21 protein-coding genes are annotated in these 23126 nt (G+C 64.4%); 10 read left to right on the forward strand and 11 right to left on the reverse strand.

All coding sequences use genetic code 11. From position 1 onward, the window contains the following. Positions 1-136 precede the first annotated feature (136 nt). From P0D70_RS21740 to P0D70_RS21775, 8 genes are all read left to right on the forward strand, one after another. Positions 137-1357: an MFS transporter gene (locus P0D70_RS21740; protein ID WP_408185997.1), complete on the forward strand. Its 1221-nt coding sequence runs from the start codon at positions 137-139 to the stop codon at positions 1355-1357. A 361-nt stretch (positions 1358-1718) separates the two neighbouring features. After that, complete coding sequence (locus P0D70_RS21745; RefSeq protein ID WP_091794772.1) at positions 1719-2603, forward strand: TetR/AcrR family transcriptional regulator; 885 nt, start codon at positions 1719-1721, stop codon at positions 2601-2603. A gap of 477 nt (positions 2604-3080) precedes the next feature. Next, positions 3081-5579, forward strand: a complete 2499-nt coding sequence (locus P0D70_RS21750; RefSeq protein WP_408185998.1) for an acyl-CoA dehydrogenase — start codon at positions 3081-3083, stop codon at positions 5577-5579. Positions 5580-5738: 159 nt separating this feature from the next. After that, positions 5739-7154 (forward strand): 3-oxoacyl-ACP reductase, encoded by a 1416-nt coding sequence (locus tag P0D70_RS21755; protein ID WP_408185999.1) that lies wholly within the window; start codon positions 5739-5741, stop codon positions 7152-7154. Between the two features lie 2 nt (positions 7155-7156). Continuing rightward, entirely contained in the window at positions 7157-8077 is a 921-nt protein-coding gene (locus P0D70_RS21760) for a MaoC family dehydratase (protein ID WP_408186000.1), read from the forward strand. Between the two features lie 166 nt (positions 8078-8243). Next, positions 8244-9545, forward strand: coding sequence for an acetyl-CoA C-acetyltransferase (locus P0D70_RS21765; RefSeq protein WP_408186001.1), 1302 nt, complete (start codon positions 8244-8246; stop codon positions 9543-9545). A gap of 85 nt (positions 9546-9630) precedes the next feature. Then, positions 9631-11409, forward strand: a complete 1779-nt coding sequence (locus P0D70_RS21770) for an AMP-binding protein (RefSeq protein ID WP_091794786.1) — start codon at positions 9631-9633, stop codon at positions 11407-11409. A gap of 37 nt (positions 11410-11446) precedes the next feature. Beyond that, positions 11447-12472 (forward strand): DUF1571 domain-containing protein, encoded by a 1026-nt coding sequence (locus tag P0D70_RS21775; protein WP_408186002.1) that lies wholly within the window; start codon positions 11447-11449, stop codon positions 12470-12472. On the opposite strand, the gene P0D70_RS21780 is transcribed toward P0D70_RS21775, so the two are convergent. From P0D70_RS21780 to P0D70_RS21805, 6 genes are all read right to left on the reverse strand, one after another. Further along, complete coding sequence (locus P0D70_RS21780) at positions 12469-12876, reverse strand: hypothetical protein (RefSeq protein WP_408186003.1); 408 nt, start codon at positions 12874-12876, stop codon at positions 12469-12471. The two genes, P0D70_RS21775 and P0D70_RS21780, sit on opposite strands and share 4 nt — an antisense overlap. A 42-nt stretch (positions 12877-12918) precedes the next feature. Next, entirely contained in the window at positions 12919-14496 is a 1578-nt protein-coding gene (locus P0D70_RS21785; RefSeq protein ID WP_408186004.1) for an FAD-binding oxidoreductase, read from the reverse strand. Between the two features lie 39 nt (positions 14497-14535). After that, positions 14536-15021 (reverse strand): hypothetical protein, encoded by a 486-nt coding sequence (locus tag P0D70_RS21790; RefSeq protein WP_408186005.1) that lies wholly within the window; start codon positions 15019-15021, stop codon positions 14536-14538. 243 nt (positions 15022-15264) lie between these two features. Then, positions 15265-16116, reverse strand: a complete 852-nt coding sequence (locus tag P0D70_RS21795; protein WP_408186036.1) for an anti-sigma factor — start codon at positions 16114-16116, stop codon at positions 15265-15267. Further along, on the reverse strand, positions 16116-16646 hold the full coding sequence (locus P0D70_RS21800; RefSeq protein WP_408186006.1) for a sigma-70 family RNA polymerase sigma factor: 531 nt from the start codon (positions 16644-16646) through the stop codon (positions 16116-16118). The genes P0D70_RS21795 and P0D70_RS21800 overlap by 1 nt, the downstream gene beginning before the upstream one ends. A gap of 14 nt (positions 16647-16660) precedes the next feature. Next, on the reverse strand, positions 16661-16804 hold the full coding sequence (locus tag P0D70_RS21805) for a hypothetical protein (RefSeq protein WP_177204988.1): 144 nt from the start codon (positions 16802-16804) through the stop codon (positions 16661-16663). 351 nt (positions 16805-17155) lie between these two features. Here P0D70_RS21805 and hfq point away from each other — a divergent pair, with 351 nt between their 5' ends. Next, positions 17156-17689, forward strand: coding sequence for an RNA chaperone Hfq (gene hfq, locus P0D70_RS21810; RefSeq protein ID WP_408186007.1), 534 nt, complete (start codon positions 17156-17158; stop codon positions 17687-17689). 20 nt (positions 17690-17709) lie between these two features. Here hfq and P0D70_RS21815 read toward each other — a convergent pair whose 3' ends face one another. Further along, complete coding sequence (locus P0D70_RS21815; protein ID WP_091800581.1) at positions 17710-17937, reverse strand: hypothetical protein; 228 nt, start codon at positions 17935-17937, stop codon at positions 17710-17712. 333 nt (positions 17938-18270) lie between these two features. Here P0D70_RS21815 and P0D70_RS21820 point away from each other — a divergent pair, with 333 nt between their 5' ends. Then, the gene (locus P0D70_RS21820; RefSeq protein ID WP_091794806.1) at positions 18271-18468 is read left to right on the forward strand and encodes a hypothetical protein; all 198 of its coding nucleotides are present in this window, start codon (positions 18271-18273) and stop codon (positions 18466-18468) included. A 245-nt stretch (positions 18469-18713) separates the two neighbouring features. Here P0D70_RS21820 and P0D70_RS21825 read toward each other — a convergent pair whose 3' ends face one another. The 4 genes from P0D70_RS21825 to P0D70_RS21840 are packed head-to-tail and all read right to left on the reverse strand — an operon-like array spanning position 18714 to position 23094. Beyond that, positions 18714-19442: a DUF2968 domain-containing protein gene (locus tag P0D70_RS21825; protein ID WP_408186008.1), complete on the reverse strand. Its 729-nt coding sequence runs from the start codon at positions 19440-19442 to the stop codon at positions 18714-18716. A gap of 47 nt (positions 19443-19489) precedes the next feature. Further along, complete coding sequence (locus P0D70_RS21830; RefSeq protein ID WP_091794812.1) at positions 19490-20881, reverse strand: sigma 54-interacting transcriptional regulator; 1392 nt, start codon at positions 20879-20881, stop codon at positions 19490-19492. 10 nt (positions 20882-20891) lie between these two features. Then, positions 20892-22682, reverse strand: a complete 1791-nt coding sequence (locus P0D70_RS21835) for a TadG family pilus assembly protein (RefSeq protein ID WP_408186009.1) — start codon at positions 22680-22682, stop codon at positions 20892-20894. A gap of 1 nt (position 22683) precedes the next feature. Beyond that, complete coding sequence (locus P0D70_RS21840) at positions 22684-23094, reverse strand: DUF3613 domain-containing protein (protein ID WP_408186010.1); 411 nt, start codon at positions 23092-23094, stop codon at positions 22684-22686. Positions 23095-23126: the final 32 nt, after the last annotated feature.

Below are 23126 nucleotides of genomic sequence, written 5' to 3' on the forward strand. Positions count from 1 at the left end.
GATAAACGCGCGTTCATTCATGCAAGCGTTTAACAGTCGGCGTACACTCGCTCGAAGCCTATGCCACGGGAGCGTACGGGGCTGCACAGCCGCCCGTGGCCGATCACGGGATATCGGGGACTCAGGAGAACAATCAATGAGCTGGACACGGGAACAGAGAAACGTCACGATCGCCGCCTATCTGGGCTGGACACTCGACGCATTCGATTTCTTTCTAATGGTGTTCGTATTGAAAGATATCGCGGCGGAGTTCAATACAAAAATCCCCGAAGTCGCCTTCGGCATTATGTTGACCTTGATGATGCGTCCGCTCGGCGCGTTGATTTTCGGCTGGCTCGCCGACAAGTACGGCCGCCGTCCCACGCTGATGGTCAACATCGCGTGCTTCTCGCTACTGGAATTGCTCTCCGGCTTTTCACCGAATCTGGCCACCCTGCTCGTGCTGCGCGCGCTGTTCGGTATCGCGATGGGCGGCGAATGGGGCGTCGGTGGCGCATTGACCATGGAAACCGTGCCGCCGAAATCGCGCGGCATCGTCTCGGGTCTGCTGCAAGCCGGTTATCCGAGCGGTTATCTGCTCGCCTCGGTCGTGTTCGGCGTGTTCTATCAATACATCGGCTGGCGCGGCATGTTTTTCGTCGGCGTGCTGCCGGCGTTGCTCGTGCTGTACGTACGCGCGCATGTGCCGGAATCGCCCGCCTTCAAGACGCTCGAAAAGAAAGCGCGACCTGGTCTCGTCGCCACGCTCAGGCAGAACATCAAGTTGTCGCTGTACGCGATCGTTCTGATGACCGCGTTCAACTTCTTCTCGCACGGCTCGCAAGATCTGTATCCGACCTTCCTGCGCGTGCAGCATCAGTTCGACGCGCATACGGTCTCGTGGATCACGATCACGCTGAATGTCGGCGCGATTTGCGGCGGCCTGTTCTTCGGTTCGTTGTCCGAGAAGATCGGCCGCAAACGCGCGATCTTCATCGCCGCATTGATCGCGTTGCCGGTGCTGCCGCTGTGGGCATTCTCGAGCACGCCGGTGCTGCTCGCGCTCGGCGCCTTCCTGATGCAGATCTCGGTGCAGGGCGCATGGGGTGTGATTCCGGTACACCTGAACGAAATCTCGCCCGACGAAATTCGCGCGACGTTCCCCGGTCTCGTGTATCAACTCGGCAATCTGATCGCGTCGGTCAACGGCCCGTTGCAGGCGAGCGCTGCTGAAGCGCACGGCAACAACTACGCGCTCATCATGGCGGTCGTGATCGGCATCGTGGCGGTGGTGATCGCCGCGCTGATCCCGTTCAGCCGCGAGCGCCGCGGCATCGACATGACGCAGTCCGCCAAACAGGTGGCGGCACAGCTTTAAGCGTTCGAACTAAACAGCTATTTTGCCGGCGCGTTATCAGGCACAATAGCCTGCAAAGGCGGCTCGAACCGCCGCGACGCAAAGCACGCGTCAGCAAACAGAAGCAGGGCCAAACACAGGTAGCAAAGCAATACGAGGCCGTTCCGATTTTCATCGGAACGGCCTTTTTTATTTCCGCGCGGTTTGACGCACTGCGCGCAAGGAAAGCTCGACCTTCGTCAGGTCTTCTAGAGGAGTTAGTCGACACCGACCCCTTGCTCGCACGCATCATTCCTTCTTATCCTGAAAAAAACGGCTGTTTCAAATCGACATTTGAATCGCTTGTTTGCGGGCCGGATGCCCGGCAACTGGGAGACGCAACATGGCAGTTCGCACAACAGGCCGGCATGCCGGCGATACGAAGTCCCGCATCCTCGACGCCGCCGAAACGCTTTTTATCGAATGCGGCTACGAGGCCATGTCGCTGCGCCAGATCACTTCGCGCGCCGAAGTGAATCTCGCGGCAGTGAACTACCACTTCGGCAGCAAGGAGTCGCTGATCCACTCGATGCTGTCACGCCGTCTCGACCGTCTCAATCAGGAGCGGCTCAAGCTGCTCGACCGCTTCGACGCCATGCTCGGCGAGCGCCTGACCTGCGAGCATGTGCTCGGCGCGATGTTCATTCCGGCGCTGCGCCTGTCACGTGATCCGCGCGTGGGTGGCAAGGCGTTTCTGCGTTTGCTCGGCCGCGCTTATACCGACCCGTCGTCGTTCATTCGCGACTTTCTGAACGGGCATTACGCTTCCGTGGCGGTGCGCTTTTTCGATGCGTTCCAGCGCGCGCTGCCGCATCTGCCGCGCGAGGAACTCGGCTGGCGCCTTCACTTTGCGATCGGCGCGCTCTCGGGCGTGCTGGCCGGCACCGACACGGACAGTCTGCTTTCCGAGTTTTCGCAAGGCAAGTCGATGAACGATCTGCAGCTCATCGCACGTCTCGCCTCGCTGATGGTGGCCGCGCTCAAGGCACCGCTGCCCGACGGCTCGCAACTGGCCGTGTTCGCCGCGGTGCTGGGCGACGCGACTGAAGGCGGCTCGGAATGCGCGACTGGAGACGGCACGGAAAGCGCGGCGAGCGCGACGAGCGCCGCACGCGAGTCGGGCGAATCGGCGTCGGCGTCGCCCTTCCCGTCCGTATCGGAAGGCGAACGGCATGGCGGCACTATGGAAGCGGGCGCGTTTCAGCAGGCGCTTCACGGCACGGCATAGCGTTAAACCGTGGCGGACGGCACTGTCGTGAGCCGTCCGCCACGGAGTGCCCATGCAAGGCAATAATCGGATCGCCGCCGCACCATGCAAGCAACCCACGCAACGCTAAGCATGCCGCAGCATCGAAAGAGTCCTCGACCGGCAATCCCTACAGAGCCGGTCAGCATCAGAGAAGCAACACGTTCCCGATACACACTCAGCAGGAAGGCGACCGGACATCATGAACGCTGCATACCTGAGCAACGACCTGACCAGCAACCTGAGCGGGACGTCTAAGTCCCGCACCTAAGCGTCGCCGCGCTGTCGAACTACAAACGCGACACGCCAACGAAGCAGGCTCGACAGGAAAGCGAAACGCAGGCAACACCCGGACGCGCGACAAAGCATCCCGCTCGCCGGAAACAAAATCATTAGAACGCGCACCATCCGCGCCCCGTGGATGCGTTCGCACGCACCATCGAAACAGGAGGAAACGTCATGCCGTGGTTCATCCTAGTGCTCGTCATCGCCGCTTTCGCGCTCGTCTACGTTCAGGCACGCGCCGTCTGGTGGCTTGCCTTCATGATCGTCTGGGTCGCGGCCGCGCATGTGAGCGGCGCGGCGGGACCGCTGGCCACGACGCTGCTCGCCATCGTATTCGTCCTGCCTGCTCTCGTACTCGCGCTCAAGCCGCTGCGCCGCGCGTGGCTCGCGAAACCGGTGCTCGACATCTTCCGCAAGATCCTGCCGGAGATGTCGCCGACCGAGCGTGATGCGATCGAAGCCGGCACGGTCTGGTGGGACGCCGAACTGTTCTCGGGACGCCCGCACTGGGACAAGCTGCTCGGCTACGGTCCCGCCACGCTGACAGCGGAGGAGCAGTCGTTCCTCGACGTCGAATGCGAGCAGCTGTGCGATCTCGCGAACGACTGGGAAACCACCATGGTCTGGCAGGATCTGTCGCCGACCACCTGGCAGTTCATCAAGGAGCGCGGCTTTCTCGGCATGATCATTCCGAAGCAGTACGGCGGCAAGCAGTTCTCCGCCTACGCGCATTCGCAGGTCATCATGAAGCTCGCCACGCGCTGCTCGGCCGCCGCCGTTTCGGTGATGGTGCCGAACTCGCTCGGCCCGGCCGAGTTGCTGATGCACTACGGCACCGACGAGCAGAAAAACCACTATTTGCCACGCCTCGCACGCGGCGAGGAAATCCCCTGCTTCGCGTTGACGAGCCCTTACGCGGGGTCCGACGCGGCGGCGATTCCGGACGTCGGCATCGTGTGCAAGGGCACATTCGAAGGTCGCGAGACGCTCGGTTTTCGCGTGACGTGGGACAAGCGCTACATCACGCTCGGTCCGATCGCCACCGTGCTCGGCCTCGCGTTTCGCGCGCTCGATCCCGACCATCTGCTCGGCACGGACAACGAACCCGGCATCACCTGCGCGCTGATTCCGACCGACCATCCGGGCGTGAACATCGGCCGCCGTCACTGGCCGCTCAACGCCGTGTTCCAGAACGGCCCGAACTCGGGCAAGGACGTCTTCATTCCGCTCGACTGGGTGATCGGCGGGCGCGCCCAGGTCGGCAACGGCTGGCGCATGCTGATGGAATGTCTGGCCGCGGGCCGGGCGATTTCGCTGCCGTCTTCGAATGTGGGGATGGCGAAAATCGCCGTGCGCGGCACCGGCGCTTACGCCGCGGTTCGCCGCCAGTTCCGCACCGCCGTCGGCAAGTTCGAGGGCGTGCAGGAAGCGCTCGGCCGCATGGGCGGCAACCTGTACGTGATGGACGCCGCGCGCCGCCTGTCGGCGCATGCGGTGGATCTCGGCGAAAAGCCCTCGGTGATTTCGGCGATCGCCAAATATCACATCACCGAGCGCGCCCGCATGGTCATCAACGACGGCATGGATATCGCCGCCGGCAAGGGCATCTGCATGGGGCCGTCGAACTTTCTCGCGCGCGCCTATCAGCAGGTGCCGATTGCGATCACCGTGGAAGGCGCGAACATTCTCACGCGCTGCCTCATCATCTTCGGCCAGGGCGCGATCCGCTGCCATCCGTATGTTCTGAAGGAAATGGCCGCCACGCGCGAAACGGATCGCGCCCGCGCGCTGCGCGATTTCGACGCGGCGTTCTTCGGCCACGTCAGCTTCACGCTGTCCAACGTGGTGCGCAGTTTCGTGTACGGCGTGACGGGTGGCGCGTTCATCGTCAAACCGCGCACGGCGTATGCACCGCTGCATGCTTACTATCGTGCGGCCACGCGCCTGTCCACCGCGTTCGCGCTGCTCGCCGATGTCTCGATGTTCGTGCTCGGCGGCGACCTGAAACGCCGTGAGCGCATCTCCGCGCGTCTGGGCGACGTGCTGTCGCAGCTCTATCTGATCTCGGCCACGCTCAAGCGTTTCGAAGACGAAGGCCGTCAGGAAGAAGACCTGCCGCTGGTTCGCTGGGGCGTGGAGGATTCGCTGTACAAGGCGCAACATGCGCTCGACGGCGTGCTCGCCAACTATCCGAACCGTCTCGCCGCCGGCCTCGTGCGCGTGCTCGCGTTCCCGTTCGGGTTGCCCCACCGCGAACCGTCCGACCGCCTCGGCAGCGAAATCGCGGAACTCATGCAGACACCTGGCGCCGCGCGCAACCGTCTGGTGTCCGATTCGTACGTGCCGCATCCGGATGTCGACGCGCTCGGTTACGGCGAGCTGGTGTTCGAGCTGAACCCGCGCTTCACGCAGATCGACCAGAAGCTGCGTGAAGCGGTCAAGCAAGGCCTGCTCGAACCAATGCCGCAGAGCCTGCCGCAACTGGCCGCATGGAACGAAGCGGCACAGAGAAAAGGCCTGCTCGACGCCGACGAGCGCCGCGTGCTGGACGATTACGCGCGTTATGGCGCGCAAGTCGTGAAGGTGGACGACTTCCCCGCCGACTTCGACATGCTCGCCAACCTGCAAAAGCGCAAGGAGACCCTGGAAAAGGCGCTGGAGCTCGCGGCCTGAGCCCTGCGCCGGCCTGAAAAAAACATCCGGGCAAGGCGCGCCGCGTGCGCCGAACTCGGTGCACACTGACACACGTTCGACGCCCCCGATTCCCCAAAGACGAACCCCTTTGAGGCGGGCGGCTTCCTTCGAGGCGTGGCCAGCGGAGCAACCAATAATATGAACGACTCTTATCTGAACTTCGTCAATTCGCCGTTCGGCGCGCGTCTTGCGCGCTCGCTCGGCCTGCCCAAGCCCGAGGTGCTGCGCCGCTTTCGCGCCGACCAGCCCGAGTTCGGCGGTCTGGTGGCGATCGGTGCGGGCCGTGAACCGCAGTTGCTCGACGCGCTCGCAAATCTCGTGGCCAGCATCGGCGTGACGAGCGTCGCGCATGAGAGCGCCGGGCTATGGGTGCCGCTCGCCAATCGCCACGGTCTCATGACGGGCCGTTTCGAACCTGCCGACTCTGCATCGCAAGGCAAGCTCGCGGCCCTGCTGTTCGACGCGAGCGGAATCGAAGACAGCACTCAGCTCGAACCGCTGCAGGGCTTCTTTCACGACACGCTGCGCTCGCTCGGCAAGTGCGGGCGCATCATCGTGCTGGGACGGCCGCCGGAAAGCTGTGCGACGCCACGTCAGTGGACCGCGCAGCGCGCGCTCGAAGGCCTCACGCGTTCGCTCGGCAAGGAAGCCCGGCGTGGCATCACCGCCAATCTCGTCTATGTGGAGCAAGGCGCCGAGAACGGCGCGGAAGCGACGTTGCGATTCTTTCTGTCACCACGTTCGGCTTATGTGTCGGGTCAGGTCGTACGCATCGCCGCTGCCGGCGCGGGCCATGAGGCCATGCCGGCGTTCGACTGGCAGCAGCCGCTCGCGGGCCGGCGCGCGATCGTGACGGGCGCCGCGCGCGGCATCGGCGCCTCGATTGCGAGCGTGCTGGCGGCCGAAGGCGCGCACGTGATCGGCATCGACATTCCTTCAGCGCGCGAGGCGCTCGACGCGACCATGCGTCAGCTGAACGGCACCGCGCTCGCGTTCGACATCGCCGCCCCCGAAGCGCCCGCGCAAATCGCCGCCGCGCTCGACGAACAGGGCGTGGATATCGTCGTGCACAACGCCGGCATCACGAAGGACAAAACCATCGCGAAGATGACCGACGCCGCGTGGCAAAGCGTGATCGACATCAACCTGTCCGCGCAGGAGCGGATCGACGACGCCCTGCTCGCCGCCGGCATTCTGCGCGACGGCGGCCGGATCATCGGCGTGTCGTCGATCAGCGGCATTGCCGGCAATCTCGGCCAGACCAATTACGCCACCTCGAAGGCCGGCGTGATCGGCCGGGTGCAGAGCATGGCGCCGTCGCTGCGCGCGCGTGGCATCACGATCAATGCGGTGGCGCCCGGCTTCATCGAGACGCAGATGACCGCGAAGATTCCGCTGACCATCCGCGAAGCCGGTCGTCGCATGAATTCGATGAGCCAGGGCGGCCAGCCGGTCGACGTCGCGCAGACCATCGCCTGGCTCGCGCATCCGGGATCGGTCGGCGTGAGCGGCCAGGTCGTGCGCGTGTGCGGTCAAAGCCTGATTGGAGCGTGATCATGAGCGAGCCGGGGCACCCGTTCGGCGGCGGTCATGCCTCGAACACGGCGCGGCCGAAGACCGTCGTGATCGAGACCTTGCCGGCGCCCGCGAAGCTCTACGCGCGCGCGTTGTCCGGCGTCGTCAAACGCGGGCGCGAGACGCATCTGCCGCCGCTGCGCCTCGTGCGCCCCGCCGTCCCACTCGAACCGGGCCCGATCTGGCGCTATGCGCGCGTGTGCGGCTTCATCCCCGAGCACGGCGTGCCGCTCACGTATCCGCACCTGCTCGCTTTTCCCCTGCATCTGCTGATGCTGACCGACCCGGCGTTTCCGTGGCCGGCGCTCGGACTCGTGCATCTGGCCAACCACGTGCGCCTGCGCCGGCCGCTCGCCTACAAGGACATGCTGCGCGTCGAGGTGGAATTCGGCGCGCTGCTGCGCCACGACAAAGGCCAGGCGTTCGTGCTGCATACCCGCATGTACCGGCGCGGCGAAGCCGTGTGGGACGGCGACAGCGTTTATCTGAAGCGCGGCGTGCCGGCGAGCGGCAGTGCGCTCGATCCGCTCGAACTCGGCCCCGAACCGCTGCAACGCATCGCGCGCTGGCAACTCGCATCGCAACTGGGCCGCGACTACGCCGGCGTATCGGGCGACTACAACCCGATCCATCTGACCGCTTTGTCGGCGAAGGCGTTCGGTTTTCCGCGCGCCATCGCGCATGGCATGTGGACGCTGGCGCGCGCCGCCTCCGCGCTGCAACCGCCCAAGCCGCTCGCGGAAGCCACGCTCAGCGCCGAATTCAAACTGCCGATGCTGCTGCCAGGCGAAGCGTCGCTGTGGAGCGCGTCGCCTTCGCTGATCGAACGCGACATCGAAGTGCGCGACATCGGCGGGCAAAAGCCGCATTTGCGCGGCCGCATGCAGTGGAGACTGCAATGAGGTGCGCGCGGCGTGCATCGAGTCATGGAATCAGGACCGGCTGAAATCGTTGTTCTATCAGGACGGTCAGCACGATCACCACGATCAGGACCGCCGCAATCGATCATCGCAGCAGTCGCACCATTCGCCCATTCAATAACCAGGGAACGACCCGAAGGAGCCGAGCATGTCCAACCCGCAGCCAGCCGTACGCCGCGTCGCCATTGTCGGGGGCAACCGCATTCCGTTCGCCCGCTCGAACACCGCCTACGCGACCGCGTCGAATCAGGACATGCTGACCTTCACGCTGCAAGGCCTGATCGACCGCTACAACCTGCACGGCGAACGGCTAGGCGAAGTCGCGGCGGGCGCCGTCATCAAGCATTCGCGCGACTTCAATTTGACGCGCGAATCCGTGCTGTCCACCACGCTCGCCAGGGAAACGCCCGCCTACGACGTGCAGCAGGCCTGCGGCACCGGACTCGAAGCCGCGATTCTCGTCGCCAACAAGATCGCGTTGGGACAGATCGAGGTGGGCATTGCGGGCGGCGTCGATACGACTTCCGACGCGCCGATCGGCGTCAACGAGCGGATGCGCAAAATTCTGCTTGAGGCGAATCGCGGCAAAAGCGCCGGGCAACGCGTCGGCGCGCTGACCAAGCTGCGGCCCGGCATGTTTTTCAAGCCGCTTCTGCCGCGCAACGGCGAGCCGCGCACGGGCCTCTCGATGGGCGAGCATTGCGAGCTGATGGCCAAGCGCTGGAATATTTCGCGCGAGGCGCAGGACGTGCTCGCCTACGACAGCCACCGCAAGCTCAACCAGGCGTACGCACGCGGCTTCGTCAACGACCTGATGACGCCGTACCGGGGACTCGCGCGCGACAACAATCTGCGCGCCGACCTCACGCTCGAAAAACTCGCGAGCCTGAAGCCCGTGTTCGACCGCGACGCCGGCACGCTCACCGCCGGCAATTCGACGCCGCTCACCGACGGCGCCTCCGCCGTGCTGCTCGCGAGCGAGGACTGGGCAGCGCAGCACGGATTGCCGGTGCTCGCGTATCTGAGCTGGTCCGAGACCGCGGCCGTCGACTTCTTCGACAAGAAAGAAGGCCTGCTGATGGCGCCCGCGTACGCCGTGCCGCGCATGCTCGCGCGCGCCGGACTGAGCTTGCAGGACTTCGATCTGTACGAAATCCACGAAGCGTTTGCCGCACAGGTGTTGTGTACGCTCACGGCGTGGCAGGATGACGAGTATTGCCGCACGCAACTCGGTTTGCCAGGCGCGCTCGGGGCAATCGACCGGGCAAAATTGAATGTGAACGGCAGCTCGCTGGCAACGGGTCATCCGTTTGCCGCGACAGGTGGCCGCATTGTTGCCGGCCTCGCGAAAATGCTCGCGCAACTCGACAAACCGGCCGGCACCGCGCGCGGTTTGATTTCGATCTGCGCGGCGGGCGGCCAGGGTGTGGTGGCGATTCTGGAGCGGTGAACGGTCGTAGGATCAGCATACAAATAGATGAAGCCTTAGCTTCAGCGATTATTCCGCATCAAGCTTTGCATGGGAGGAGACGATCATGACGCAGCCCACTCACACCCCTTTCCCGCTCGCCACGGATTCCGCGGCGCCGAGCGCGGCAACCCACGCGCCCAACACCGACGGCATCTGGTACGCGTCCTATCCGGCGGACGTGCCGCACGACATCGACGTCAACCAGTACGAATCCGTCGTGCAGTTCTTCGACGAATGCATTGCGCAGTTCCGCGAGCGCGTGGCGTATGTGAGCGTGGGCGCGAACCTGACCTACGGCGAACTCGGCCGCAAGGCCAGCGCGTTCGCCGCGTATCTGCAAAGCGTCGGCGTGAAACCTGGCGAACGCGTGGCGATCATGTTGCCGAACACGTTCCAGTACCCAGTGTCGCTGTTCGGCGTGCTGAAAGCCGGCGGCGTGGTGGTGAACGTGAATCCGCTCTATACGGTGCGCGAACTCGCGCACCAGTTGAAAGACAGCGGCGCGCAAACCATCATCGTGTTCGAGAACTTCGCGAAGACGGTCGAAGACGCGCTGCCCGGCACCAAAGTGCAGAACGTCATCGTGACGGGTCTCGGCGATCTGCTCGCCGACGGCCTGAATCTGAAGGGACGCCTGCTCAACTTCATGCTCCGGCACGTGAAGAAGATGGTGCCCGCGTACAACCTGCCGAAGGCCGTGCCGCTCCTCGAGGCGCTGTCGATCGGCTACTCGCGGCCGCTGACACCCGTGCACCCCACGCACGCGGACATCGCGTTCCTGCAGTACACGGGGGGCACGACCGGCGTCGCCAAGGGCGCGATGCTCACGCACAAGAACATCATCGCCAATCTGCTGCAGGCGAAAGCGTGGTCCGAGGGTCAACTGACCGGCGACATCGAAACCGTGCTCACGCCGCTGCCGCTCTACCACATCTATTCATTGACCGTGAACGCGCTGATCTTCATGGGGCTGGGCGGGCGCAACATTCTGATCGCCAATCCGCGCGACATGAAACGCGTGATGATGATCATCCGTCACGAGAAATTCACCGGTATGACGGCCGTGAATACGCTCTACAACGCCTTCCTCGAAAACGAGGAGTTCTGCAAGCGCGACTTCTCAAATCTGAAGCTCGCCATGGCGGGCGGCATGGCCACGCAGAAATCGGTGGCCGAGCGCTTCAAGGCGGTGACCGGCAAGCCGATCATCGAGGGATATGGGTTGACCGAATGCTCGCCGATCGTGTCGATGAATCCCGTCGATCTGAACAACATGCGTGACTTCGAGGGCTCGATCGGTTTGCCCGCGCCGTCCACCCACGTGCGTTTCAGGAAAGACGACGGCAGTTGGGCGAACATCGGCGAGGCGGGCGAATTGTGCGTGAAGGGGCCGCAGGTGATGAAAGGCTACTGGAACCGCCCGGACGAAACCGCCAAGGTGATCGACGACGACGGCTGGCTCGCCACGGGCGACATCGGCGTGATGGATTCGCGCGGCTATATCCGCCTGATCGACCGGAAGAAGGACATGATCCTGGTGTCGGGCTTCAACGTCTATCCGAACGAAATCGAAGACGTGATCGCCGCGCATCCGGACGTGCGGGAAGTGGCGGCCATCGGCGTGCCCGACGCCGCACAGGGCGAACGGGTGAAGGTGTTCATCGTCAAGCGCAATGCTTCGCTGACGGCCGAACAGGTGATTGCCCACTGCCGCAAGAACCTGACAGGCTATAAGGTGCCGAAGCTCGTCGAGTTCCGCGACGAGCTGCCGCAAACCAACGTGGGCAAAATTCTGCGCCGCGCGCTGCGCGACGAGGAACTCGCGAAGCAAAAGCCTGCCTGACTGGGATTGCGCCTCGCGTCACCTTACGGAGAGATTCATGAAGCACCGCACGTTCGCACGCTCTTGCCGCACGTCGGCCTTCATGCCTCTCCCCCGTGTTTCGACGCAGGCCGCCGGTATACGGGCGTCGCTCCATGCGCCGTTGCAAAGCGCGCCGTCGCGCAGACTGCTGCTCGCGGCGCTCGTGGCGAGCGCGGTCGCGCTGGCCTCGCCTCACGCATTCGCGCAAAACGACGATACACCGCCCGCGCTCGATACCGTCAGCACCCTCAAGGCGCCGGCCACGCCGTCCTCGCAGGTCGGCAAGCTCACGCTGGATCAGCAGGTCAAATGGCTGCGTGCCGCACAGCAAAGCGGCGCCATGGAAAAGCTCGACGACGCGCAACTGGTCGCGCTATTCCAGTCGCTCGATCCGCTCGCGTTGCCGCGTTATATCAAGGAAGGGCCGAACGGTTATCCGTCGTACGAGTTCACCATGTTGCGTTCGGAACGCATTCACGGCCAATGGCCCGATAAGCCCGATCACATGCTGGTGCGCCTCGCGCGCGACCCGCTGCGAATCTACGCGAAGTGGCTGCCTGATGGCGCGCACGCGGGCCAGGAAGTCATCTACGACGAGTCCAGGCGGACCGACGAGATGTACGGACACCTGGGCGGCATCCTGAACGTGATGCCGTTGTGGACCTCGCTGCACGGCGCCCTCGCCCGCGCGCAGTCGAACCATGACGTGCGCGATCTCGGTACCGAATACATTGCGAATCAGTACCTCGCCGAGGGCAAGAAATACGCCGAGGCCGGCTTGCCGCGCTCGACCACGATAAACGTGAAAACCATCGACGGCGTGCGCGTGGTGGCCTTCACCTTCGAGACGCCGAACGGCCAGCCGCAGTTCTACGCGAAAAAAGAGACGCTCGGCCTCGATCTGCGGCACCCGTATTTCCGCTCCGTCGAGTCTTACGACAACAACGGCAATATCTTCGAGCGGATCGTGTTCGAAACCATCACGCCGAAAACCTTCGACGATTCGACGTTCGATCCGAAGAACAAGGCGTACAGGTTCTAGCGCGGCGCAAACGCGAAGGCGACATGGACCGGTTGCGCGTGGGCGCCCGTCCCGTGCTCGTCACTCCGTTCGACCCGGTGTCCCGCACGGGTCGCGAATTCGCTAAGGACGAAGAAATCCGAGGCGCGCGTGAGGCCGATCAGCCTCGCCGCCGATCGCGCGGACGTCGCGCCGAGCAGCGGTGCGAGGGTCGTGTACCAGAGCACGCCAATATCGTCGCCGGTTTCGAAAATCGGCCACTGCCTGTGCGCGGCATATTCGGCGAGCGCGACGCCGTGCGCGAGCGTCGAATCGACCACCGCCACCATGTTGCTACGCGCCGCGCCATGCGCGAGCCACGGCCACGCGCTGCCCGCCACGCTCGGCAGGCAGGCGCCGGTCATCATGAAAGTGCGCCTATGCATGGTTCGCTTCGCTCCTGTCGTCATATCGGGTGACACGCGCCCTCAGGTATAGCCTCGCCGGTCGCGCCACGCAGCCGGCCAGATGCCCTGCTTGCCCGGCGCGAGAATGCCGTTCGGGTCGAGCGCGTCCTTGATCGTTTCCGAGAGGCGCAGCAAGGCGCCGTCGTTGAAACTGTATTGGGCGGCGGCAAAATCCATATACGCGAGATGCGCGCGATATTCGCCGTAGCCGGCCGCGCGCGCGTCGCTCATCAGCGAACGCAGCAATGCGCCGGCCTGCTCGACCTGGTTCGCGTCGTCGCGGTCGAAAATCGCGGCGAAGATGTGATGCAAATGGCGCGCGCCCGCCGTAAAACCGCCGTAGTAATCAAAGCCGTACTCCGCGGCGCGCGTTTTGACCATCGTGTATTGACGCAACGCGTCGCGCCCGGTCGCCGGGCACACCGGCGCGAAGTCGACATGCGCGCCCGCGCCGCCGCGCCAGTCGAGCATGCGAAACGCGCTCATCGCGGGAATGCCGGCGAGATTGCGGTCGCCGCCCGCCGTGGGCTGCGCATCGCCCGCATAACGCGTGGCGGAGAACCGTGCCTGCGGCACACGGGCAAACGCGCGCTGCACGATTGCATAACGCGCGTCGATCAATTCAGGCGTACCGTATAGCGCGAAATGCAGATTCCAGCGGCCCACGTTCAGCTTGTCGAGCATGGCGGTCACCGCGCGCTCGGGCATCGCGCCCGGCCCGTCATACCACTGCGCGCGTGCCGACAAACCGGCCGCGCGGCGCAGGCCGCCTTCGATCACCGCATGATTGCGGATCGTTTCATCGAGCCGCAGCGGACGCAAAGTCTCCACGATCGCTTCGAGGTCCGCTTCATGGCGAAACTGGATTTCGCCCAGCAGATACGCGGGCGGCGCGGGCATCAGCCAGACGCCCAGCTTGGTGACGATGCCGTAGTTCGACTGCATGAACATCGCGTCGAACGAGGGGCCGTAGCCCGGTTGATACAACTGCCACGCGGTGCCGATTTCGATCCCGCCCATTCCCGTGCGCAACACGTCGCCATTGGCCAGCACCACTTCCATGCCGCATTGCGACGCCGCATGGTCGCCGTAATCCGTATACCCGAAGCCGCGCTCGAGCGTATTGCCGACCACACTGCCCCAACCGGCCGCGGGCGGATCGACCCACAGCTTGTAGCCTTTCTCGCGTAAATACGCGTACAGATCGAAATAACTCACGCCCGGCTCGACCAGCGCGTATCCCATCGTCTCGTTCACTTCGATGATGCGGTTCATCCGGTGCAGATCGAGCACCACCGAACCGGCGAGTCGCGGCGCCGCTCCGCCATAGGCGAAGTTGCGCCCGGTCGAGACGGTCCACAGCGGAATGCGAAATTGATTGGCAATCCGCAATATCGCGCGAATCTCGTCGACGGAGCCAGGCAAGAGCGCGGCACTGGCCGAAAACGCCTCACGCTCGCCAGGCGCGAACGGATCGAGATATGCGGCGAGCCCGTCCGCCGAGGTGAACACCTGCGGCTCGCCGACAATCGAGCGCCAGGCGGCGAGCGCGCGATCGAACTGCGCGGCGGATACCTTCGGCGGCAAGCTGCGAATCAAAGCATCTCCTTGGTCGCCGCGCGCGCGAGCGGCAGCGGGTTAGCGGCGCATTCCACCGCCGCCATGCGACATGCCACCCCACGAGCGGGTGGGCGGCGCACCGCGCCAACCGCCATGGCCACCCACGCCATACGGTCCGCGCACGCCGTGCATGTAGCGCACATGATCCATGTGATGAAAATGATGAAAGCGGTCGACGAACACGAACGACACGCCGACACCGAACACGACCGGTGGCCCCCAGTACCATGGATCGTAGTAGTAGACCGGCCCATCCGCCAAGGCCTGCGCAGCGGCATCGTCTTCGACGATCTGCCACGTGCCATCCGCTTGCAGGCACGCGCGGCCGGTGATCTGCTGCATGACGCCGTCGATTTCCGCCTGCCCCACCACGAAACGGCACGTCGACGTATCGGCTGAAACCGGATCCGCTTGCGCCTCGACGGGTGCCGCGCATGCGGCGCAAAAACACAGGCAGGCTGCGGCGCTAAACAGCCGGCTGCCGAAAAGATGAAATGTGAACATGATTTTGCTGCCTCGACGCACCGGCGTTGCGACCCGCAAAAAACGTGTCGGCGCCGTGAAGACACCGTCGGTTTGCCTTGCTCGAAACCGTGCCGCGCATGCGCACACGAGGACGACACGATCCAGCACCGAGTAAACGAAACGCCGCGCAACGCTATTCCGCTTGCGCCGCTGCAACGCCGGCGGTTTCGGTTACCGCGTATTGCAGCGCCGCGCGACGGCGTTTCGCGTCTGCGAACACCGCTACTGCCAAGACTCCGGTTTGCCGCCGAGCGCGCTGCACACGTCGATGGCGATGGTGCGCAGTTTGCCTTCTGCGATCGGCCCGGAGAGCGCATAGCCCATGCCGTCGTTGATCCAGTAGAAGGTGCGCCGGTTGCCTTCGCGCAACAGCCGGAACGCGGTTTCGTCGCGCGAAGTGCCAGTGACGTAAAGCGTGAGCCGCGCGCCGCTGCCGTTCTCGTACATGAATTGCGCGGCCGGTCCCGCTTCGCCGGGCAACAGCCGCCCGCCCACCAGCGAATAGCCATACTCCTGCAACGACGGCACCGAGAGCGGCCGGTTCAGCCGCTTGGAGAGCCAGTTGATCAGATGCTCTTCTTCGCTGGCCGCGACCTCCACCGGGTGACGACGCTCCGGCGTGTACACCGCATAAGCGATGTCCGCACGCTGGGCGAAGCTCGGCGGCTGGCCGCCCAAACCGCCCCACGCACCACCCGTCAGACGCGGCGCGAGCGGACCCAGAGCCAGCGCGAGCCCGGCGCCTGCCGCCAGCCAGCAGGCCGCGACGCCCACTCGCTGCCACCATGGCGTGTTCCGGCGCAACACGATGAAGGCCGGTTCGTCGGCGGCATCGTCCGCGCGGCGTTGATTGCGCTCATCACGCTCGCTGCGCGGCGGCGCGCCGCACAAAGCCCGCAACGCGGATTTCTGCGCGCGCCAGGCGGCCACGCGCGCGGCGGCCTGCGGATGCTGGTGCAGTTGCGCCTCGATCGCGGCGCGCTCCGTGCCCGGCAATTCATCGTCGACAAACGCCGACAGCGCTCGCAGGTCGAGCCCTTCGGGCAAGCTGGAATCGTAGTCGTCGTTATTCATCACGGGTTTCTCACTACTTTCAACGGCGGAGATTTACGCGCCGGGCCTTGAGCCGGCCCCTCCGTCAGCAACGCGCGCATATGTTCGCGCGCGCGCGACAGCCGCGACATGACCGTGCCGATCGGCACGCCGAGTGCGCGCGACGCTTCCTGATAAGACAGATCCTCCACGCAGACCAGCAACAGCACTTCGCGCTGTTCGACCGGCAGACAATACAGCGCGCGCTGCAGATCGCGCAGCACGAGCCCGTCGACTTCACCCTGAGGCGCTTCGAGATTGCGCCACGGCGCGCTCTCTTCGTCGACGGCAATCTCGCGGCGGCCGCGCAACTGGTCGATGTAGAGATGCCGCAGGATCGTCAGCAGCCACGCGCGCAGATTGCTGTCCGGCCGGAAAGCCGCCCAGCGCGCGAGCGCGCGCTCCGCCGTATCCTGCACGAGGTCGTCGGCCCAGGCGCGGTCACCCGTCAGTGCGCGCGCGTAGCGGCGCAACTGCGGGAGCCACGAAATCACTTCAGTTTCGAAACTCACCCGGCGCGAGGCGTTCAGTAGCCGCCGCCGCTGCCCGTGCCGCCACTCGTGCCGGAGGCGCTGCTATCGGTCGCGGACGTGCACGCGCTCGTCGCGAGCGTGCCGCCCGCGAGCGCCAGCAGTACGAAAACGGCGGAGAGAATGCGGGATAGTTTCATGGTGAGTCTCCTCGTGGGCGCCCGGACGCCTGCGCGAACCGTGCAACCGATCGGCCGCGCGCACGATGCAGCGCCGCCATGCCTGATATAACGCCGGCAGCCGGTGGTTTATTCCGCTGAAGGCGCCGCCCTGCGCTATCTTTTTCCGCCATCCGCGCCGCGAAGGCCTGCGGGTGGCGGAAGAATGCGGCATTCGTCCGCAGATTCGTAACTCAACGTTACAGTCAATAGTTATCAGATGCTTATGTGTCCACAAGCCGTTATAGTGGACGCAGTTCGCCCGCCGACGCGTTCCGCCCCCACACAGGGTAGAATCGCGGCGAACAACCGTCTTTCTAACCTGAATTGTCCATGGCTTCCGCAGAATCGCATCCGCAAAACGACTTCATGAACGCCGCGCGCAAAGAACGAAAGCGCGTTGAGATCTACCTTGTCAATGGCATCCGCCTGACCGGGTGCATCGAGTCGTTCGATCAGTATCTGGTGATGCTGCGCACGCCTGTCGGCCTGCAAGGCATCTACAAGCGCGCGATCTCGACGATCCAGCTCGACACCGGCACGCGTCCGGCTCCGCGCGCGGGGCGTCCGTCGCACGGCGAACACACCACGCGCGGTCCGCACGGTTCGCGTGAACCGCGCGATCATCGTGAGCCGCGCGAACCGCGTGAACCGCGCGAGTCGTATGGCGCGCCGTCTTCGGACCGGCCTGCGTCAGATCGTAGCAGCAGCACGTCGGACGGCCCCGTGGTCGTGACGCGCCGCCGTCGTTTGTTCGGCACGGGCGGCGACGGTGGTAATCATGGCGGCGGCCACCATGGTGGCGGCAGTCACGGTGGCAACGGCGGTGGTAATGGTGGTAACGGTGGTAATGGCGGCACCGAGTAAGTTGCCGCAACAGCGCTCGGCTACTCCGTTGAATGGCCGAGCCGCTGCAAGATCTTTTCCAGGCGCATCACCTGCAGTTCCGTCAGTTCGAATCCACATTTGACCGCCAGCACACGGCGGCGCCAATAGCAGGCGTCCAGCATGCGCTGCGCCGGTTGCCTCGTTGCCCAATCCAGATGTTCCAGTTCTGCTTCCACGACGTGTGACGCGTTGAGGCGCTGTGCGCACGCAGTTTTTTTCCGGTTCATGGTTCTCGCTGCCTAGTTGTTCACGGGTTCCTGGTTGCGCTCCTCCCGAGCTCGACACTGCCGGTTCGCGACATGCGTTGCGGTCTTCCGGCCAACACGATCGGCGATTGATTTTGTTTTTCCCGCGCCGCTTTGCGTCGACACACGGAAAACGAGCTGATGCGCATTGGTTTTAAGTTTTTATTGACGACGCCGCTTCGCCTCCCCGCTCGTTCGCCTCGCGCTTTTGAAGCAGACGCTCACGGCGCGAAGTCCTAAGCCATTCGGCCGATATTCGCCGGCGCCCGCTTTGCGCTATGCTGGATTGCCGACTCTCTTCTCACGGAGCACGTCATGACCAGCAAGAAGCAACACGAAACTCACAAAGCCGAAACGAAAACGCCCGCCGAATCCGCTGAGTCCGCGGACAACAGGCTCGATGAGGCACTCGAGGAAAGTTTTCCCGCCAGCGATCCGATCGCCGTGGACACGGGAGACCCGCATCACGTGGAGGACAAAGAGGCGTCTCCGGAGGGAAAGAAGCGGCGCTAGAAATTGCCGCACTGATGTATCACGTGGGCACAGCGAGATGATGTCGTGGACGTTGGGCTCGCCTGCGCAGATGCAATGCGTCAAGCGCGGACCCTTGAGCGCGCGCACGTCAGATGAGGTATCGCAGAGGTCGCATGCCGAGGGTGGCATGCGCTGCTTGCGCAGCAAGCACAGCGGGCAGGTGTCGGGCGGCATCTCCAATCCCGCGCCGCCCTGCCCAGCCGACAGTCCTCAGAGCATCGCCGTCAGTGTGAGGGCAAACCGCTTTCCAACTGGCGTTGCAGTTCGCGCACCTGACGCTGCGCGGCACGCAACTGATCTTGCGCGGAAGCTTTCTGCTGAGCGAGCGCCGTGGCTTCGGCGCGCGTTTGCTGCTGCTGGCTCGCCACAATGGTCTGCTGCTGACGCGCAACATCCAGGTCCGCCTGCAGGCGGTTCGCACGGTCCTGCGACAGCGCGATCATCCGCTCCGTGAACGCCTTCTGCGCCTCGAGTTGCGTGCGGCGAATCTCGACGTCCGACAGTTGCACCGTCTGACGCACGAAATCCTTGTAGATCATGTCGGCACGCGCCGCGTCCTGCGTCTTGATGACCCGCCAGAAGTTTTTCTGCTGGAACAGCGCCACGTAGTACGTCATTTCCTTGCCGTAAAACAGCAAGCTCGCGCCGTAACTACCGTTATAGGTGGTGCGCAATTCGCTCAGATCCGAGCCGTGGATCATTTGCTGCAATTCCGCCACGTTGCCCGCTGCGGATTGCTTCGCTTCGTCGGGCGTGAGCGCGGAAGTCTGGGCCTGTCCCGCCTGTGAAGTTGCCGGCAACGCCGCCATCGTGCCTGGCTGGGAAACAACGCCGCTCACGGCGCCAGCACTCGCGCTGCTGTCCGGCAGAGCCTGCGCATTGACACCCCGCGCTGCCCCCATCGCGATGACTGCGGCGAAGGCAATCTGTCGTAGTTTCGACTTTCGGTCCATGTAATTCCTGCTTGAACAGTTTTTGTTTTAGTACAACCGTCTCATTATTACTCACTTTCGCGTGTTTCGGGCTCTTCGTCAAAAATTTGGTACTTGCGCATCTTCTCCCACAGCACCTTGCGGCTGATGCCGAGATAGAGCGCCGTATCCTGGCGACGCCAACCGTTTGCGTCGAGCGCGGCCAGCACGCGGTTACGCTCGGCCATGTCCCATTTGCTGCGGTCCACCAGCACCTCGGCGACGCTCTCCGCCGGCACCGGCTGGCTGGTGCGCGCCAGCGCGAGAAGGCGTTGCAGGCGCGCCGCATCCCACGCGCCGATCTGGCGCACGGTTACGCCAATGCGCTCGGCCAGGTTGCGCAGCTCGCGCACATTGCCAGGGAAATAGGTATCGGCCACGGCATCGGCGAGCCAGTACGGCAGGTCGGGCAAAGCAGCCAGACGCTCGGCGCCGACGATCTGCGCGATGAACGCCTTGAAGATCGCAATCTTGTCGACGGCGCCCCGCTCTTCGAGTGACGGGATCTTCAGCTCGATCACGGCGAGGCGGTAGTACAGGTCGGCGCGAAACGTGCCGTCCTTCACCAGTTGCGGCAGCAATTTGTTGGTCGCCGCCACCAGCCGGAAGTCGAGCTTCACCGGCGTCGCCGAACCGATACGCGTAACCGCGCTGTCTTCGAGCACGCGCAGCAGCTTGACCTGCTGATAGAGCGGCAGATCGCCGATTTCGTCGAGGAACAGCGTGCCGCCGTCGGCCTGCTCGAAATAGCCTTTATGCGCGACCACCGCGCCCGTGAACGAGCCTTTGGAGTGCCCGAAGAACAGCGACTCGAACAGCCCGTCGGGAATCGCGCCGCAGTTCACCGCGACGAACGGGCCTTGCCCGTAGCGGCTATGTTTCTCGTGCAGCAGTTGCGCGATGCGCTCCTTGCCGACGCCGGTTTCGCCGTGCACCAGCACGCTCGTGTCGCAGTCGGCGAAGGTATCGACTTCGTGCAGCAGCGCCTGCATGCACTCCGAGTTCGCGATCATCGCGTCGGACTCGTGCGTCTTCGCGCTATGCGCGCGCATTTGCAGCACGAGCTTCATGACCATGCCGCGCAATTCGGCGCAGGTGAAGTCGAGCGGCAGGATATGCGAGTACTCGGACGGATAGGTGGCCGGATCGTGTTCGCGCGGCGCGGCGCCGACCCACACGACGGGGATGCCGTGCGCCGCCTGCCAGTCGCGCAGGATCAACGCGCCGCTGTCGATCACCGAGACGCTGATGATCGCGAGCGACGGCCGCAGCGCGGTCCGTTCGGGCGAGATCGCGATATCGTCCGCACGGATCACTTCGACATCGAAGCTCGCCATGCAGCGCGCGACCCGGTCGACGATGTCGGCCTTGCCCTCCCAGACGTAGATATCGAGTTCCTCGATTTTGGTGGTGGTTCTCATCTTGGATAGGCTAGTTGACCAGTTGCGCGACGCCGCACGTCAGCGACATGTTGTGGACCGTGGCCGTGCCGACCTGAACGCCCAACAGGGAAAGTGTCGGGACGAGGACTGCGTCGAGCAGGTTGAAAACGGGTTGGAGCGCCGTCGACAATACGGGCGCGAGGGCCGCGAGCAAGGGCTTGGTGACCGTTGTCAGATCAAGCCCCGCAGCGGTCACTTGCAGCAGGTTAGGCAACGCCTTGAGTAGCTGCGCGGTTAGCGTCGACGCGTCGCTTCCGACGGCATTGGAATTGACGGTGATCGACGAGTCGAAACTGCCGGATGAACCGTTGAAGGTAACGGGCTGCGGCGAGGGCGGCGCCAATGGCAATTGGCCGGTCCCACCAAGCGCGATCTGCGTGAGGTCGAACGTGCCGGTCAGAATGGTCCACACCGTAACGTCAGCGATGTTGATCAAGCCGCCGCAAGCCGCATTTGCCCCGAGACAGACCGTAGCAATACTCGGAGCGACCTGAATCGTGGCCTTGGTCGCCGCCTTGGTCGATTCGCAGCCGACCGAACTGAGTAAGGCAGTGCCCTTCGCACTCGTCAACGAAAGCATGATCGGGGTATTGAGGGCGGCGATGCTGATCGAGCCGATGCCGAGATTCAGGCTGATCGGCGTGAACATCACCGGCAACAGATTCACACTCGCGTTGATCACCGCCGTGCGCGCTTGAGTCCGGTAGGTCCCGTCGGCCGACGTGCCGCCCTCGCCCACGGCCAGCACGGGCGGATTGATGATCTGCAGCGAAATGCCGGCCACGCCCGCCAGCCCAGCCGCCACATTGATCACCGGCGCGTTGCCCTGGCTGCCGTCCGGGCTGCGCTGCGCGATCTGCGCGGCGACCAGTAAAGCATCGAACGCGTTGATCGTCGCACTCGCCGCGGCATTCGGATTAGCAAGGCCGAGCGCGAGCAGTCCGGGGGCCGATTTGCCGCCGTCGCCGATCGCAATGTTCTGCCCGCCGGGAATGGCCACGGCCACCTTCTGCAGAATCGCTGCGTTGATGGTGTCGCCGCCCGCCTGCAGCGCGTTGACCATCGCGACCATCAGTTGCTGAAAACTCACCGTGGTGCCGAGCAGTCCCTTCATCGTCGCGGCACCCAGCGCCACCTTCAGATCGTCCAGCTTGACGTGCGCCGTCGCGAGACTCTGCGTATCGCCCACGCTCAGCGACACGCTGGTTTTCAGCAGACCGCCGAGGATCGCGTTCAACAGCGCCGACTGTTGCGTATTGATCGTCGCGATGCCGGTGCCGAGCGAGAACGCGTCGATGTTGGAGGCGAACGCGGTAGCCGTCGCCGAGACGTTACGGTTCGGTCCGACGAAGAAGTACGGTACGCGTTGAGTCGTCGTCACCTGCACCGCATTGAGCGGGTTGCCGCTGGTGCCGAAGTACGTGCTCGAACTCGTGTCCCAGCGGCCGCATGTGGTGCTGATGGTCGTGGTGCTGCCGGTCGTGAAACCGTTGGCGCTCGCATTCTGCTGCGCGGCGGTGGTAGCCGTCGCGCAACCGCCCGAGGAGGCGATCATCTGAACCGCCGCCATCGCGGCCAGATCGGCCGTGCGCTGCAATTGCCTGCGCGCGAAATACACGTTGCCGACATCGATCGCGCCGAGCGCCGCGATCGCGAGGCTCAGCCAGATCGCCGCGACCACCGCGACCGCGCCGTGCTGACCGCGCGCGAGCGCGCGCCGCGCGCGCAGCGGACGTGCGTTGCGCGCGGCGAGGCGCATGGCGAAAGGCAATTTGCGCATGTCAGTTCGAGCCACCGCTACTTCCGCCGATGCCGCTGTTCACGCCCATCGCGCCGCTGCCCCCGCTGCCGCTATTCAATGCGGAGCCGTACAGATCGGGAATCTTGCTCTTGAACGATTCCATATACCGACGGTAGGCCAGCCCGGCTTCGGCGCCGAGCATTGGCAGCGCCGGCGCAGCCTGCGTATTGCTGCTCTGCAGGTCGAGCCAGGCACGGGCCGCGTGACCCACTTCACTGGCCTGCACCACCGGTTGCACAGCCTGAACCGGCTGTTCCGTTTCGCTCGTCTGCGCGCTCGCGGGAGCGGCCGCGCCCAGCAGCACACCGGCCATTGCGGCCATCGCGGCCATCGCCAGCCACCGGCTCGGCATCGACGCCCGCCAACCCCGCTTCGTCATTCTGTTTCTCATTGTTGCTCCATGATTGCCTGATGCCTCAGCAC

The organism is Paraburkholderia sp. RL17-381-BIF-C (genome assembly GCF_046026435.1).
In the GTDB taxonomy this organism is placed as follows: domain Bacteria; phylum Pseudomonadota; class Gammaproteobacteria; order Burkholderiales; family Burkholderiaceae; genus Paraburkholderia.

Bases quoted from the DNA above. Each gene is read 5' to 3' on its own strand.
- P0D70_RS21740 (WP_408185997.1), top strand. From the start codon at position 137: ATGAGCTGGACACGGGAACAGAGAAACGTCACGATCGCCGCCTATCTG.
- P0D70_RS21745 (WP_091794772.1), top strand. From the start codon at position 1,719: ATGGCAGTTCGCACAACAGGCCGGCATGCCGGCGATACGAAGTCCCGC.
- P0D70_RS21750 (WP_408185998.1), top strand. From the start codon at position 3,081: ATGCCGTGGTTCATCCTAGTGCTCGTCATCGCCGCTTTCGCGCTCGTC.
- P0D70_RS21755 (WP_408185999.1), top strand. From the start codon at position 5,739: ATGAACGACTCTTATCTGAACTTCGTCAATTCGCCGTTCGGCGCGCGT.
- P0D70_RS21760 (WP_408186000.1), top strand. From the start codon at position 7,157: ATGAGCGAGCCGGGGCACCCGTTCGGCGGCGGTCATGCCTCGAACACG.
- P0D70_RS21765 (WP_408186001.1), top strand. From the start codon at position 8,244: ATGTCCAACCCGCAGCCAGCCGTACGCCGCGTCGCCATTGTCGGGGGC.
- P0D70_RS21770 (WP_091794786.1), top strand. From the start codon at position 9,631: ATGACGCAGCCCACTCACACCCCTTTCCCGCTCGCCACGGATTCCGCG.
- P0D70_RS21775 (WP_408186002.1), top strand. From the start codon at position 11,447: ATGAAGCACCGCACGTTCGCACGCTCTTGCCGCACGTCGGCCTTCATG.
- P0D70_RS21780 (WP_408186003.1), bottom strand. From the start codon at position 12,876: ATGCATAGGCGCACTTTCATGATGACCGGCGCCTGCCTGCCGAGCGTG.
- P0D70_RS21790 (WP_408186005.1), bottom strand. From the start codon at position 15,021: ATGTTCACATTTCATCTTTTCGGCAGCCGGCTGTTTAGCGCCGCAGCC.
- P0D70_RS21795 (WP_408186036.1), bottom strand. From the start codon at position 16,116: ATGAATAACGACGACTACGATTCCAGCTTGCCCGAAGGGCTCGACCTG.
- P0D70_RS21805 (WP_177204988.1), bottom strand. From the start codon at position 16,804: ATGAAACTATCCCGCATTCTCTCCGCCGTTTTCGTACTGCTGGCGCTC.
- hfq (WP_408186007.1), top strand. From the start codon at position 17,156: ATGGCTTCCGCAGAATCGCATCCGCAAAACGACTTCATGAACGCCGCG.
- P0D70_RS21815 (WP_091800581.1), bottom strand. From the start codon at position 17,937: ATGAACCGGAAAAAAACTGCGTGCGCACAGCGCCTCAACGCGTCACAC.
- P0D70_RS21820 (WP_091794806.1), top strand. From the start codon at position 18,271: ATGACCAGCAAGAAGCAACACGAAACTCACAAAGCCGAAACGAAAACG.
- P0D70_RS21825 (WP_408186008.1), bottom strand. From the start codon at position 19,442: ATGGACCGAAAGTCGAAACTACGACAGATTGCCTTCGCCGCAGTCATC.
- P0D70_RS21830 (WP_091794812.1), bottom strand. From the start codon at position 20,881: ATGAGAACCACCACCAAAATCGAGGAACTCGATATCTACGTCTGGGAG.
- P0D70_RS21835 (WP_408186009.1), bottom strand. From the start codon at position 22,682: ATGCGCAAATTGCCTTTCGCCATGCGCCTCGCCGCGCGCAACGCACGT.
- P0D70_RS21840 (WP_408186010.1), bottom strand. From the start codon at position 23,094: ATGAGAAACAGAATGACGAAGCGGGGTTGGCGGGCGTCGATGCCGAGC.